A 13,387-nucleotide genomic window follows, 5' to 3' on the forward strand; every position below is an offset into this window, starting at 1 on the left:
AACGCACTGCCTTCGTCATGGCCGGGCCTGTCCCGGCCATCCACGTCTTGGGAGCCTCGGCGGTTTAAAGACGTGGATGCCCGGCTCAAGGCCGGGCATGACGGGGACGGGGATGACACGGCAGCTCTTGTCCTTGCCTTTGCCGCATCTTTCCACGCAAAGCCGGATCCACTTTTGCGTCCGATGCTCTAGGCGCTGGCCTGGTCGAGCCGTTCGATGTCGCCGGAATCGAGGTGAAGCCGTGTCGATGCCACGAGATCCGACATCTGCTCGAGGCTCGTGGCGCTGGCGATCGGCGCCGTCAGTCCGGGCCGCGCCATCAGCCAAGCCAGGGCGACCTGCGCCACATTCGCGCTCTTTCGGGCGGCGACCTCGTCCAGGGCCGCGAGGATGCGCCTGCCGCGTTCGTTCAGATAGGCGCTCATCCGGCCGCCGCGCGGGCTCTTGCCGAAATCCGCTTCCGACCGGTATTTGCCCGTCAGGAACCCGCTGGCGAGGCCGTAATAGGGGATCACCCCGATCTCCTGGCTTCGGCAAAGGGGCTCCAGCTCGCTCTCGTAACCGGCGCGGTTGTACAGGTTGTATTCCGGCTGAAGGCTCTCATAGCGCGGCAGACCGTGCTTCGCGCTGGTCTCCAGCGCTTGCCGCAGGCGCTCCGCCGTGAAGTTCGAGGCGCCGATCGCCCGCACCTTGCCGTCCCGGATCAGCTCCGCATAGGCCTCGAGGGTCTCCTCTTGAGGCGTATCCGGATCGTCCCGGTGCGACTGGTAGAGGTCGATGTAGTCCGTCTGCAGCCGCCGCAGCGAGGCTTCGACCGCCGAGCGGATATAGGCTTTGGAGAGCCCCTTCTTCCCGGGCCCCATCTCGGACCCGACCTTGGTGGCGACGACCAGCGTGGACCGGTTCCCGCGAGCCTTCATCCACTTGCCGATGATGGCCTCGGATTCGCCTCCCGCGTGGCCGGGAACCCAGGAGGAATACACATCCGCCGTGTCGATGAAGTTCAATCCTGCGGCCGCATAGGCGTCGAGGAGCTTGAACGAGGTGGTCTCGTCGGCGGTCCAGCCGAAAACGTTGCCGCCGAGACAGAGAGGCGAAACCATGAGGTCCGAACGGCCGAGCCGGCGCTTGTCCATTGAAATATCCTATCGTGAATCTGCTGGTTCCGGGGATGCGAAGCTGTATCCGGAATATGGTGCGATGCGAACCGACGATATCGGTGCGGACGGTTCAGCTCCACAGGGCTCTCGCCTGCGTGTTCGGATCTCCGGTTCATACCCCCTGTCGTCTGCCCACAGCATCGGGTGTGACATCGAACTTACTTCCGGTGCGATAAGCGAAGGTCCTCGCGCACCTTTTCACGCTAAACCGGGAACCGGTTCTGCGTTCGAGGCTCTAACGTCGTGCCGGGAGCTTAGATCCATGACTCTTCAGGAATCAGTCGTGCCGCCGCCTGCCGGTTTCCCGCGCAATCCGGCCGACGGTGCTGGAGCTCAAGCCCAGGCGGATCCCGATGGTGACGTTGCTGAGACCCTGCGCCTTCAGCGCCGCGATGCGTTCCGATCGCTTCGCCGTCTCGGCTTGCCGCTTGGCTCTCTCATCGGGCGTCGAGACCCGGTAGCTCAATGATCGTCTCTTCGATTCTTTTCCCATGAATTCCACCAGCCGAAGCCTTTCTGCTTGTTCTTGCAGAATGTCGGTCGAGCGCTCGCTCTTGAAGGGCCCGTTGCATCGCTAGCGCATCGTGCGAGAAAGTGGGGCCACTTTTCGCACGATGCGCGACTGTCCTGCGATCAGGATTCCGGCGTGGCAAAGGCCACGAATGCGGTGCGGATGGGTCGGCATGGCGCGACGAGATTAGGCACGCGCAGGGCTTTGTCAAACGGCATTGTCCGGCGCGCCGCCAACGTCCTTGACTTCGGCGATGACAAAGCCGAGATTGAGCGGGTCATGTCCGCGATCCGCACCATTTCCGCTTTCCGCGCAGGCCGTCTGAAGACGGGAGCCTGAGCCCCGGACTTTTCTGTCCGGGGATGAACGGTACACGGCAGTAGCCCGACCAGCGATAACCTCTTTCGCATCCGCATCGTGAAACAATCCGATGCGCGGGCTTGCTTGCGAACACAATCATCGATTCAGCATCGGCGTCTCACTGAGACGGCCGAACGGTGAGGTCATGTCGGTTGTCATTCTTGCGGTCCTTTTCACCTTAACGCTCGCACAACTCGTCTTCTGGGACATCCTTGGAGAGATGTTCGGTTTTGCAGCCTCCGTCAGCGTTCTGGGAGTCTGTGCATCTCTCACGCTCATTCTCGCCGCCCATGTGGCCGCAACGCACACGTTCCGTCTCGGCGGAAGGGGATAGGCGAATTTCAAGGCGAGCGCGGTGCGGATGAATGACCGCAGACGTCAGTCCCTTCGCGCTGCGCCTCCCTCACGGGACCATCACGGCGAGCATCGGCTCGCGACAGGAGATCATCGATGTTGAAGCGCGTTCGACGGGACGTCTGCGGCATCTGCAAGCGCATTCTGCCAAGAGCCGCTGCACGGTGCCCCTGGTGTTCCTACAGGATCGGCCGTCCGATCAGATCATACGCATTCCGATTTCCGGACATTGCAGTCCGGGGACGTCGGACGAGGTGGGTGCCTCGTCTCGCAAACTTCCATGTCGCAATTCCATGAAGGAGATAGCCATGAAACAGAATGGTGCAAACGCAGCGATCAAAGTCAAAGGGCGCAATATCGAGCTCGACGAGGCGCTGCCCTCCAAGGTGCAGGAAGGGCTCCTGCATGTCGCCGGATCGCATTTCGGGAGCTTGAACCACGCGACGGTCGGGTTCGGCCGCGATGGTCATTCCTATTCGTGCATCATCAATCTGCAGGTCGGCACTCTCAAGATGATCATCGCGGAAGCGGTCGCGGGCGATTGTCATCAAGCCTTCGACCAGGCGCTCGGGAAGATCGGTCGACAGCTCCATCGGAGAAGGCAACGAATGGAGGACCGCTCCAGGGATCAGGCGTCCGTCTCGGCGACGGCGTAAATTCCTTTCGGGGCCGGAGGATACCTCCGGCCCCTTGCATTGTTAGAGCATCGTGCGGATGCGACCCGAATTGTCGCGCACCGGCGCCTCTGCGTCCTTCAGAATATCCCCTTGCATCATGTTGCCTTGGGACATTTCTTCCCGTTCGGGCTGATGAACCACCTGGATGACGTGCAATGTCCGTTGGGCGCCCGTGGCGCTGCGCCACCGATGGGATTGCCCCTCCGCCAATCCGATCAGCGCGGCGCCGAGAGGCGACAAGACGGAGATCCGCCCCAGTCCCGCATCCTCCTCGCCTGGGTAGACCAGCATGGCGCGCCGCAGCTGCTCGGTAATGCCGTCGCGGAAGTCGAATACGGAGTGCATGGAGATCACGTTCGAAGGAAGGCGCACCGGATCGACCACGCGTGCCCGCTCCAGTTCGATTGCAAGGATCTGCGCCGAAGGGGGGGCCCTGCGGATCCGCATGCCGGCCGATGCGATGCGCCGGAGATGTGCATGATCGATGGACGTCATCATCGGGACGATGGAAGGCGTGGACACCTCGTACTCCTGAAACAGCGACAGCATCGGACGTGAAATCGGACCCACATCCGATGCTGTCAGTTGATGCTTTTGAGCATCGTTCCACGCAAAACCGGTTTCCACTTTTGCGTCCGATGCTCTGGTGAATTCCCGGATGAATGCGCCTGGACATTTTCGCGGATGAACCGGGGAGATCGGCTCGAACGAGCCGCAATCGTGGAATGCATGCATGCCGACGGGCACGCGTTCCCGGGGCAAGCCAGGTCTCTTGCGCCCGGGATCAGCGGCTTGAAGCAATGAGGGGTATAGAGCGAGCGCTGATGAAATTAAGCATGATGCTTTCAAGATAGATTGAAAACTCGGCGATTCAAGTCTGTGGTTTCCACGATCGCGTGAACGGAGCGATAGTCCGTTGCATGAAGCCCTAAAGGATAGTTTCCGGCCTGTTCTTGAACTTACCTTGCAGAGAAGCGTTGCCGTAATATCATGATAGCGCTTCTACTCATCCTGCGAATGCTGGTTCGGAATGATCTTTTCCAAACGGGCCCGTAAACCCGCGGCGGCACCCCGCCCGAAGCCCATGCCGATGTCGATATTGGAGCCGAATGGCCTCGGGAACCGGGCCTGCTCGACGATGGGGGACACCATGATGGCATCTCTGATTTCTCCCGCATGTGTGATGCCGCGCTTGCGCGCGCGCGATGTCCCACATGCCGTGGATGCACTTGCCCGTGTCGCGGCAGCGAAGACCGGGCTGGACGGCAACGCCATCGGCCGCGCCGTTCTGGAGCAATGGGGAGTCTCCACGTTCGGCTTCGGACGCGGCGTCGCGATCCCCCACGCGTCCATTCCGGGGCTTGCGCGGCCTGTCGGAATCTTCGCGCGGCTGAATCCCGGGCACGACTTCGGCGCCTCGGACGGCATTCCGGCCGATCTCATGTTCCTGCTGCTGAGCCCTGACGGGGACGAATCCACCCATCTGCGGGCCTTGGCCTGCGTGGCGCGTCGCCTGCGCGATCGCGAGGTCGCGACGCGCCTCCGGTCGGCGACGGATGCGGAGGCGATCCATGTCGTGCTGACAAGCGACGCATGGCGTGCCGGTCACACTTCAGCCTCCGTCGACGGCCGTATGACGAAAACAGCGCCGATTTGACAAACGGAGCGATGTATACCAGCATCGACCCATCATGTTGAGCTTTGCACAATATCGTCGCGGCCTGCTTCGTGCAGGCAATCTCATCGCGGGCAAGTAGCCCCGAGCCCGACGTGCATCCGCACCCCGGGTTCGGGGCGCAAGATCCTTCCATTCCACACGGCCTGTAAGCCGGATGCTGGCGCACCCGGTGTCGCGGCATGCTTCATCGCTTCGATGAACCGCAGCTTCGATGAACCGCCAAGGCCTGAACTCGCGGTCCCCTTCGACCGCGCCGCTCCCTCTGTTGCAATCGGCAGAAACTCTGCCAGCGGAGACATGAATGCCCGAAACCACCCGCCTCAGCGCGATCGCCGCCCCGGACCTGCGCCTGCCCGGAATGGTCACGCCGGCCGCCCACGAACGGGGAGTGATCCTATGACGTGGTTTCAGGAAAAGCTCTGCGGGCATTACGGGCAGATGCTCAGCATGGACACCGTGCTCTATCATTGGCGGACCGAGTTCCAGGACGTGCTGATCTTCGAGAACGACGCCTTCGGGAAGGTGCTGGTGCTCGATGGCGCCGTGCAGCTGACGGAACGCGACAACCACATCTACCACGAGATGATCGCTCATGTTCCGCTGATGGCTCACGGCTCGGCGCGGGACGTTCTCATCATCGGAGGAGGCGATGGCGGCGCCCTGAAGGAAGTGCTGAAGCATCCGGTCGAGCATGTCACCCTGGTGGAGATCGACGGTGAGGTGATCGACCTGTCGCGGCGCTTTCTGCCGATGGTATCGGGCGGAGCCTTCGACGACCCGCGGGCGACCGTACTGGTCATGGACGGGACGCGATACATCCGCGAGACCGGGGAGTTGTTCGACGTCATCGTCATCGACTCGACGGACCCGATGGGCCCGGGGGAGTCGCTCTTCACGGCGGCGTTCTACGCGGCGTGCAAAAGACGGCTTCGTCCCGGAGGGGTGATCGTCGTTCAGAGCGGCGCGCCGTTCTTCCAGTCCGAGGAGGTGACGATGGCCTGCGAACGCCTGTCCGGCTCCTTCGCGGGCGTGCGGCCGTATCTCGCGCCGGTCCCGACCTGCGCGGGCGGCATGCTCGCGCTCGTCGCGGCGGGAGAGACGCGCGAGGGGTTGAGACCGTCTTACGACGTCCTGTGGGACCGATTCTATCGGCTGCAGGGTCCGACGCACTACTACACGCCGGACGTGCACAGGGCCGCCTTCGCGCTGGCCCCCGCGTTTTCCTCCAGAGTCGAGACGCCGATGAGTCCGGGGTTCCTCAAAACAGGGTCCTGAGACCCGGGACGGCGGCCGCGCAGGACGGAGCGCCGTCCCGGGAAATTCCTCATCGCACCCGATCAACACGGCTTCGCACAGGCTGCATGCATCGCGAAGCCCGCCAGGAGGACACCATGACGATCGTTTCATCAAGCCCCGCGACGCCGCTTCGGAGGATCGATCCGCCCAAGTGGCCGAGCCCGCACGGCTATTCGCACGCGGTGGCCGGGACGGGGACGTTCGTGTTCCTCGGAAGTCAGATCGCCACCGACAATGCCGGGAGGGTGACGACGATCGGGCTCGTCCCGCAGGCGCGCCAGGCCTTGCGGAACGTGCGGTCGGTCCTCGCGGAGGCGGGCGGGGCCCCTGAGCACATCGCGCAGATGACCTGGTATGTGCTCGACATCGATCACTACAGGACCCGGCTTCCCGAGCTCGGCGTCGTCTATCGGGAAATCATGGGGAGCCACGACCCGGCCATGGCCCTGGTGGAGGTTTCCGGCCTCGTCGACCCTGCCGCGATCGTGGCGATCTCCGCGACGGCGATCCTTCCCGGTGAAAATCCATCGCCGCCCGGGGGCAGCGGGGCCGTTCCGTAGAGCGGCCTGCCACAGCATCGGGTGTGAAAAGGGGAATCCACATTTCCGCACGATGCTCTCGGCCCGCCGATTGACGTATCTGGATTGAGGTGATGACGATGAGTGCTCTCCTGCCGCCGATCACGCTGACGCGGCGCGATCATCAGCGGCTCGCGCGGACGGCGGAACATCTCGCCGGACAGATGCACCCGCTCGCGACGCCGCTTCTGCGCGAATTGCGACGGGCCACGATCTGCGCACCGGACGACGTTCCCGACGACGTCGCGGCGCTTGACACGTTCGTGACCTACCGGCTCGCCGGCGAGGACAGATCGGAAAAGCGCATGCTGATCCACCCGGACGATCACATGTGGCCGCCGGCCGAGCTGTCGGTCCTGACGCCGGTCGGGCTTTCCCTGCTCGGACTGCGCGCCGGCGACAGGATGCCGCTGCTCGGCTCCGGGGAGGCGGCCGACGCCTGCGTCGAGATCGAAGCGGTCGGGCCGCGCGTGGTCGGGGGCTTCGTGCCCCTTTGACCGGAGCCGCGATCCGGCACCGGCAACGGTCCGCTCGTTCGCACGTCGCCAAGCCTCGTGCGTTGCTCCAGGGCGCTCATTCGGCCCCGGCGCCTGGGATCGCCGGGCGCCGCAGCCCGGCGACCGACCGGATCACGATCGCTCTCGCCACGGTTCGACGAATTGTCCGTAGGGCTGATAGAAAACCTGCAGCAAAGTCAGACTGCGCCATCCTTTCGGCGTGCGCCATGCGATCGACTGGCCCTCGCGAAGACCGATGAGAGCGGCTCCGATGGGAGAAAGCACGGAGATCCGGTCCGGCTTGTCGTCCGCCTCGCCGGGATAAACGAGAGTGGCGCAGCAAACGTCCAGGGTCACGTCGTCGCGGAACTCCACGCGCGAATGCATCGTCGCGACGGTGCGGGGAACCGCGCGATCCGTCACGACCGTGGCGCGCATCAGTTCACCCGCGAGCATCGCGGCGGCGGGGCGATTGCGCGGATCGTTCGCGCCGACCGTCACGATCCCGGTCAGACGCTCGTAGTCTCCCGCCGCAATCGTCACGGGTGGCAGGTTTTCTCGTCTCATCATGATGTCATCCGCATAGCGCATCGTGCGAAAAAGCGGCCCCGGTTTTTCGCCAGAACGATGCGCTCATCTGACAAGGAAGCATCGAATAGATCCCAAAAGTGGTTTCCTCTTTCGGGTCCGATGCTCCGGCGCATCGTGCGAAGAAGTGGGAACCGTTTCTTCGCGAAGAAAACGATGCTTCATCGAACAGATAGTGCCAGCATTCTGATCCTGTCGGAATGCTTGCACGAGTGTCACACCCATGCGAGGCCGCCCGGACTGCGCGTGACCGTCGAACCGTCGTCCAGGAAACGCAGGCCGATGCCCTCCACGTACACTTCGTGGGGGTGTCCGTCCGTTTCCGCAAAAGGCATGCGGGCGCCGACGCGCAGGCCAAGAAGTGCGGTTCCGAGAGGGGACGTGACGGAGATCTCCGCCCCGGGCCAGATCAGGTCTTCCGGATGGACGAGCAGATGCGCACGGGTTTTCGGCTCGCCGTCGAGACGATAGATCACGCGGCAATTCGTGGAGACCACATCCTCGGGCAGGCTTGCCGGATGACAGACGGTTGCGCGGCGCAGTTCCTTGAGCAGGAAATCGGGTATCCGGCGGTTCTGCTTCTGCCGCATCATCGCCGTGAACAGCAGGCGGTTGTAATCGCTGGTCGCAAGGGTAATCGGCGGAAGATCGTGCTGCGCGTTCATGGAAGCCTCCTCAGGAGCGGTCCTCCGGCCGGCTGTGCAGGGCGTGCGCTCCGGCGGATCGGGCACAGGAAACGGACCGCCATGTGCCCGGCGGCACCGGCGACGGCTCATGGTTGGTCTCGTTGAGAATTCATGTCCCCCGAGTGCCGGCGACCCAAGGGTCCAGCCGGCCGTCGGGGCCTACCCGCCTGCTTTGAGGCAGCCCGCGTGCGCCATGAAGCGAAGAGGTTTCACGAGCTTGAACATGACACCGATAACATAGCCCCGCCGCCTGCAAATGCAAGGTTCCGGCGGGCTTCGGGCATGGGACTATAGGCTGATCCGGAGCGCTCGCGCGCAGGGATGGCACACCGTCATGCGCGCTCGTCCCGGTCGGCCGTCTCATGCACCATGATCGCCCGCACGGCGCTCAGATGATCGAACATGGCCTCCTGCGCGGCCGCGGGATCGCGTGCGGCGATGGCCTCGACGATGGCCATGTGCATGCGTCCCTGCCGGGCGGCGTATTCCTTCTTGCGGGCCCGGCGGAACGCGAGATCGTGCTGCCTCTGCCAGCGGGCGCGGCCCCGCACCGACGACAGGACATCGAGAAACGCGATCAGCAGCGGATTGCCAGTGATCCGTGCGATGGCCTTGTGAAAGGCATCGTCCGCCTGCTCGTAGGCCTGCCAGTCGGGCGCGGCGCTGCTCCCGAGCGCGTGACTGCGGAGAAGAGCGACATCGTCGGCGCTCGCCCGCAACGCCGCTCCGCCTGCAATGGGCGGCTCGATCAGCAGGCGCGCGTCGAGCACGTCGGCCGGCGAGGCCATCTCGGCCAGAACCGATGGGCGGATCGGCTCGTGCGCCGGGCGCGGTCCTACGAAGGTGCCTTGACCCACATGACGCCAGATCACCCCCTCCCTCTCCAGAACGGCGAGCGCGCTGCGCAGGGTCTCCCGGCTGCAGCCGATCCGGGCCGCGAGAATCCGTTCCGGCTCGAGCCGGTCCTGGGGCCGATAGGCCTGCTGTCTCAGATGGGCGCGGAGCCTTCGTGTCGCAGCCTCCGCCGTGAGCCGGGTTCCTGGCATGTCTCCAGACCAATTTATAGACCAATCCAGATCGGCCGTATCTATCACTCCGGCTCCCGGCGCGAAAGGCCCGGGCGGCGCGAGACACCGCGAGAAGGTCGCACGAAGCCCGAGGAGATTGTCCGATGAAAACCACGATGCTCGAAAAACTGATCGGGGATGAGCCGAGTGCCGACCCGGCGGTCCGCCTCGGCCGTCTGATCGGCACGATCGTGGGGCTCCCGTTGTATCCGATGTTCGTGTGGATCGTCGTCGACGGTTTCTTCCGGACCCTCTGAGCCGAACGCAGCCGGTTGGCGGCCCCCGGAGCCGCCGCTCATCCGCCGGTCCGCCTTCAACGATCCGATTGGAACTCACGAATGCGCAAGATCGATCCGTTTCTTCTGCTCATCATGGCGGCGGTGGCTCTCGCCGCCGTGGTCCCGGCCGAGGGAGCGAGCGCCGGGATTCTGGACACCCTGGGAATCCTCGGGATCGCGCTCCTGTTCTTCGTGCATGGTGCGGCCCTCCCGCGCGAGGTGGTGATCGCAGGACTGGTCCAATGGCGGCTTCACCTGTTCATCTTCGCCATCACGTTCCTGGTGTTCCCCCTGGCCGTGGCGCCGTTCGGCATCCTGCCGCGCGCCTGGCTGCCGGCGGATCTGCTCCTGGGCTTCCTCTATCTCGCGGCCCTGCCGTCGGCGGTGTCGTCCTCGATCGCCTTCACGGCCATGGCGCGCGGCAATGTCCCGGCGGCCATCTGCAGCTCCGCCGCCTCGAATGTCTTCGGACTTCTGCTGACCCCCATTCTGCTTTCGCTTCTCACAAGGAGTTCCGTCGATCAGGGCATGGATCTCGGCACGGCGCTGACCGACGTCGTCGTCCAGCTCCTGCTTCCTTTCATGGCGGGACAGATCGCGCGTCCCTGGCTCGCCGGCATCATGGCACGGCACGAACACCGGATTGGCCAGCTCGACCAGGCCGTCATTCTGCTGATCGTCTATGCGGCGTTCTCGCAGTCCGTGGTCGACGGCCTGTGGTCGCGGGTTCCGCCGGCATCGGTCGCTCTGACGGCGGTGCTGTGCCTCCTGCTGCTGACCGTTGTCCTGGCCTTCACGGCCTTTGCCGCGAGGCGCCTGCGCTTCTCCAGGGGCGACGAGATCGCGGCGGTGTTCTGCGGCTCGAAAAAGAGCCTCGCATCCGGCCTGCCGCTGGCGAAGGTGCTGTTCGCGGCCGCTCCGGGTTTCGGCATGATCGTTCTGCCGATCATGTTCTACAACCAGATCCAGATTCTGGTCGGAGCCGTGCTCGCCCGCCGCTATGCATCCGGCGACGACGCCGAGTTCACGTCTCCCTAGCCCACCGTGCGGGGACGGCGCGGAGACGGTCGCCGCCGCGCGGTCTTCAGGCCAGCCAGAACTTGATGACGAGGCCGACCGCTCCCGTCGTGCCGACGCCGGCCGCCCACAGGCCGATGAACCACAGCCAGCGGCGCAAGGCGGAATGGGGTTCGCTCGGGTTATGCATCAATGGTACCCCTCGGGACCGGTCTTGCCGCGGAAGACCCAATAGGAATAGCCGGTATAGGTCAGGATGATCGGAAGCAGCACGCTCGCGCCGACCAGCATGAACAGCAGGCTGGCATGGGGGGCCGCGGCCTCATGGACGGTGACGGCGCTCGGCACCACGTGCGGGAACATGCTGATTCCCAGCCCGAGAAGGCAGAGCCCGAACAGGGCCAGGGTCAAAAGGAAAGGCCAGTATTCCCAGCGGCGCGCCAGGCCCACCAGCAGCGCCCCGGAGCAGAGGGCCACCAGCAGGGGCACCTGCGCGGTGAACAGGACCTGCGGCCAGTCGAACCAGCGCTCGTAATAGGCCGCGCTGAGGAACGGCGTCGCCGCGCTCACGACGCCGATGCAGGCGATCATCCCGAGGGCGAGCTTGCCCGCGAGGCGATAGCTGTGATCCTGGACCACGCCTTCGGTCTTCATCACCAGCCAGGTCGCGCCGAGCAGGGCGTAGCCGATCACGAGGCTGAACCCGACCAGGAGGCTGAAAGGCGTGAGCCAGTCCCACCAGCCGCCCGCATAGGCCCGGCCCTCGACCGCGATGCCCTGGAGCAGCGCCCCGAGGGTGATGCCCTGCGCCAGCGTCGCCACGATGGAGCCGGTCGTGAAGGCGAAATCCCAGTAGCGCCGATGGCCGGGATCGCGCCAGCGGAACTCGAATGCGACGCCGCGAAAGATCAGCGCCAGGACCATGGCGATGATCGGGGCGTAGAGCGCCGGCAGGATGATCGCATAGGCGAGCGGGAAGGCGGCCATGAGGCCGCCGCCGCCCAGGACCAGCCAGGTCTCGTTGCCGTCCCAGACCGGGGCGACCGAGTTCATGGCGCTGTCGCGCTCCGGGCCCGGCTCGAAGAAGGGGAACAGGATGCCGATGCCGAGATCGAAACCGTCCATCACCACATAGGCGAAGACGGCAAACGCGATGATGAAGGCCCAGAGGGTCGGAAGATCGAGAAAAGCGGTCATGATTCAGGTCTCCGCGTTCAGGTCTCTGCGCCAAGGGTGCGGTTCGGATCGACGGCGGGCGCCGGAGTGATGCCGGCCGCGCGGATCGGGTGATCGGGGCCGGCCTCGGGCCCTCTCTCTCCGTGATGCGGCGGCTTGCCCATCAGCTTGAGAATGTAGCCGGTGCCCGCGCCGAACACGATGAAGTAGACGACGATGAAGGTCAGAAGCGATGCGGCCACGGCCGGGGCCTCGAGCGGCGAGGCCGATGCCGCCGTCTTGAGAAGGCCGTAGACCGTGAAGGGCTGGCGGCCGACCTCCGTGGTCACCCAGCCGGCGATGACCGCGACGAAGCCCGACGGCCCCATCGAAAGGGCGAACCAGTGCAGGGGACGCCAGTCGTAGAGCCGGCCCCGGACACGGGCGAGGAGGCTCATCGCTCCCAGGCCGAGCATCAGAAAGCCGAGGCCCACCATGATGCGGAACGACCAGAACACCACCGGGACATAGGGCCATTCGGCGCGATCGACCGTGTCGAGCCCGTTCAGGGGCGCATTCGGATCGTGCTTGAGGATGAGCGAGGATGCCTTCGGGATCTGGATGGCGTTGCGGATTGTGCCGGCTTCCTGATCGGGGATGCCGAGCAGGATCAGCGGCGCGCCGTCCGGATGGCTCTCGAAATGCCCTTCCATGGCCATGACCTTGGCGGGCTGATGCTCGAGGGTGTTGAGGCCGTGCATGTCGCCCGCGAGGATCTGGAGCGGGGCGACGAGCGCCACCATTCCCATGGCCATCGAGAACATCACCCGCGCGCCCTTGTTGGCGCGGTCGCGCAGGAGATGCCAGGCGCCGACGCCGCCGACCACGAGGGCCGTGGTGAGATAGGCCGCCATGACCGTGTGCACGAGGCGGTACGGGAAGGACGGGTTGAAGATGATGGCCCACCAGTCCTGGGGCACGAACTGCCCGGCCTCGTTCACCATGTAGCCGACCGGGGTCTGCATCCAGGAATTGGCCGAGAGAATCCAGAAGGCGGAGATGAAGGTGCCGACGGCGACCGCGAGCGTCGCGGAAAAGTGCAGCCTCCGGCCGACGCGGCCCATGCCGAACAGCATGATGCCGAGGAAGCCCGCCTCCAGGAAGAAGGCGGTCATGACCTCGTAGGCCATCAGGGGGCCGATGATCGGCCCGGCCTTGTCCGAGAACACCGCCCAGTTGGTGCCGAACTGGTAGGACATGACGATGCCGGACACCACGCCCATGGCGAAGGCGAGCGCGAAGATCTTGAGCCAATACTTGAACAGGTTGAGATAGACCTCGCGCCCGGTCCACAGCCAGAGCCCTTCGAGCACCGCGAGATAGCTCGCCAGGCCGATCGAGAACGCCGGGAAGATGAAGTGGAACGAGACCGTGAACGCAAACTGGAAGCGCGCGAGGAGAAGCGCGTCGAACTGATCGAACATG

The 13,387-nt window shown here is 64.7% G+C and carries 19 protein-coding genes; 9 read left to right on the plus strand and 10 right to left on the minus strand.

Translation table 11 applies throughout. The features are described 5' to 3' along the window. Window positions 1–188 precede the first annotated feature (188 nt). Both RE429_RS10765 and RE429_RS10770 read right to left on the minus strand, forming a co-directional pair. A complete protein-coding gene (locus tag RE429_RS10765) occupies window positions 189–1,136 on the minus strand; it encodes an aldo/keto reductase (protein WP_414470779.1) in 948 nt (315 codons plus the stop codon). 301 nt (window positions 1,137–1,437) lie between these two features. Next, window positions 1,438–1,626, minus strand: a complete 189-nt coding sequence (locus RE429_RS10770) for a hypothetical protein (RefSeq protein WP_414470780.1) — start codon at window positions 1,624–1,626, stop codon at window positions 1,438–1,440. A 180-nt stretch (window positions 1,627–1,806) separates the two neighbouring features. Between RE429_RS10770 and RE429_RS10775 the strand changes: the two genes are divergently transcribed. From RE429_RS10775 to RE429_RS10785, 3 genes are all read left to right on the plus strand, one after another. After that, a complete protein-coding gene (locus RE429_RS10775; RefSeq protein ID WP_414470781.1) occupies window positions 1,807–2,010 on the plus strand; it encodes a hypothetical protein in 204 nt (67 codons plus the stop codon). A 166-nt stretch (window positions 2,011–2,176) separates the two neighbouring features. After that, window positions 2,177–2,365, plus strand: a complete 189-nt coding sequence (locus RE429_RS10780; RefSeq protein ID WP_414470782.1) for a hypothetical protein — start codon at window positions 2,177–2,179, stop codon at window positions 2,363–2,365. 328 nt (window positions 2,366–2,693) lie between these two features. Beyond that, complete coding sequence (locus RE429_RS10785) at window positions 2,694–3,041, plus strand: HPF/RaiA family ribosome-associated protein (protein WP_414470783.1); 348 nt, start codon at window positions 2,694–2,696, stop codon at window positions 3,039–3,041. A 42-nt stretch (window positions 3,042–3,083) separates the two neighbouring features. Here the strand turns inward: RE429_RS10785 and rnk (RE429_RS10790) are convergent, their stop codons facing one another. Beyond that, complete coding sequence (gene rnk / locus RE429_RS10790; RefSeq protein ID WP_414470784.1) at window positions 3,084–3,584, minus strand: nucleoside diphosphate kinase regulator; 501 nt, start codon at window positions 3,582–3,584, stop codon at window positions 3,084–3,086. Between the two features lie 480 nt (window positions 3,585–4,064). Next, the gene (locus tag RE429_RS10795) at window positions 4,065–4,214 is read right to left on the minus strand and encodes a hypothetical protein (protein ID WP_414470785.1); all 150 of its coding nucleotides are present in this window, start codon (window positions 4,212–4,214) and stop codon (window positions 4,065–4,067) included. Between RE429_RS10795 and RE429_RS10800 the strand changes: the two genes are divergently transcribed. From RE429_RS10800 to RE429_RS10815, 4 genes are all read left to right on the plus strand, one after another. After that, window positions 4,213–4,719 carry a PTS sugar transporter subunit IIA gene (locus RE429_RS10800; protein ID WP_414470786.1) on the plus strand — a complete coding sequence of 169 codons (507 nt, stop codon included), beginning with the start codon at window positions 4,213–4,215 and terminating at the stop codon, window positions 4,717–4,719. The genes RE429_RS10795 and RE429_RS10800 overlap by 2 nt on opposite strands. A gap of 417 nt (window positions 4,720–5,136) precedes the next feature. Further along, entirely contained in the window at window positions 5,137–6,015 is an 879-nt protein-coding gene (gene speE, locus RE429_RS10805; protein WP_414470787.1) for a polyamine aminopropyltransferase, read from the plus strand. Window positions 6,016–6,131: 116 nt separating this feature from the next. Beyond that, window positions 6,132–6,596 carry a RidA family protein gene (locus RE429_RS10810; protein WP_414470788.1) on the plus strand — a complete coding sequence of 155 codons (465 nt, stop codon included), beginning with the start codon at window positions 6,132–6,134 and terminating at the stop codon, window positions 6,594–6,596. Window positions 6,597–6,694: 98 nt separating this feature from the next. Next, complete coding sequence (locus RE429_RS10815; protein WP_414470789.1) at window positions 6,695–7,111, plus strand: transcription elongation factor; 417 nt, start codon at window positions 6,695–6,697, stop codon at window positions 7,109–7,111. A gap of 132 nt (window positions 7,112–7,243) precedes the next feature. Here RE429_RS10815 and rnk (RE429_RS10820) read toward each other — a convergent pair whose 3' ends face one another. The 3 genes from rnk (RE429_RS10820) to RE429_RS10830 all read right to left on the minus strand — a co-directional run bounded on the left by rnk (RE429_RS10820) (window position 7,244) and on the right by RE429_RS10830 (window position 9,431). Further along, window positions 7,244–7,681: a nucleoside diphosphate kinase regulator gene (gene rnk / locus RE429_RS10820; RefSeq protein WP_414470790.1), complete on the minus strand. Its 438-nt coding sequence runs from the start codon at window positions 7,679–7,681 to the stop codon at window positions 7,244–7,246. A gap of 233 nt (window positions 7,682–7,914) precedes the next feature. Continuing rightward, complete coding sequence (locus RE429_RS10825; protein ID WP_414470791.1) at window positions 7,915–8,364, minus strand: GreA/GreB family elongation factor; 450 nt, start codon at window positions 8,362–8,364, stop codon at window positions 7,915–7,917. A 353-nt stretch (window positions 8,365–8,717) separates the two neighbouring features. Further along, entirely contained in the window at window positions 8,718–9,431 is a 714-nt protein-coding gene (locus tag RE429_RS10830) for a FadR/GntR family transcriptional regulator (protein WP_414470792.1), read from the minus strand. Between the two features lie 125 nt (window positions 9,432–9,556). Between RE429_RS10830 and RE429_RS10835 the strand changes: the two genes are divergently transcribed. Both RE429_RS10835 and RE429_RS10840 read left to right on the plus strand, forming a co-directional pair. Next, window positions 9,557–9,709 (plus strand): hypothetical protein, encoded by a 153-nt coding sequence (locus RE429_RS10835; RefSeq protein WP_414470793.1) that lies wholly within the window; start codon window positions 9,557–9,559, stop codon window positions 9,707–9,709. Between the two features lie 81 nt (window positions 9,710–9,790). Further along, a complete protein-coding gene (locus RE429_RS10840; RefSeq protein WP_414470794.1) occupies window positions 9,791–10,768 on the plus strand; it encodes a bile acid:sodium symporter family protein in 978 nt (325 codons plus the stop codon). Between the two features lie 46 nt (window positions 10,769–10,814). Here RE429_RS10840 and RE429_RS10845 read toward each other — a convergent pair whose 3' ends face one another. From RE429_RS10845 to RE429_RS10855, 3 genes are read right to left on the minus strand one after another with little or no spacing between them, the layout of a single operon-like run. Then, window positions 10,815–10,937 (minus strand): DUF2474 domain-containing protein, encoded by a 123-nt coding sequence (locus RE429_RS10845; RefSeq protein ID WP_414470795.1) that lies wholly within the window; start codon window positions 10,935–10,937, stop codon window positions 10,815–10,817. Beyond that, on the minus strand, window positions 10,937–11,944 hold the full coding sequence (gene cydB, locus RE429_RS10850; protein WP_414470796.1) for a cytochrome d ubiquinol oxidase subunit II: 1,008 nt from the start codon (window positions 11,942–11,944) through the stop codon (window positions 10,937–10,939). The genes RE429_RS10845 and cydB overlap by 1 nt, the downstream gene beginning before the upstream one ends. 17 nt (window positions 11,945–11,961) lie before the next feature. Further along, a complete protein-coding gene (locus RE429_RS10855; protein WP_414470797.1) occupies window positions 11,962–13,386 on the minus strand; it encodes a cytochrome ubiquinol oxidase subunit I in 1,425 nt (474 codons plus the stop codon). Window position 13,387: the final 1 nt, after the last annotated feature.

Origin of the sequence: Microvirga sp. M2, from assembly GCF_047497095.1 — a bacterium.
In the GTDB taxonomy this organism is placed as follows: Bacteria; Pseudomonadota; Alphaproteobacteria; order Rhizobiales; family Beijerinckiaceae; genus Microvirga.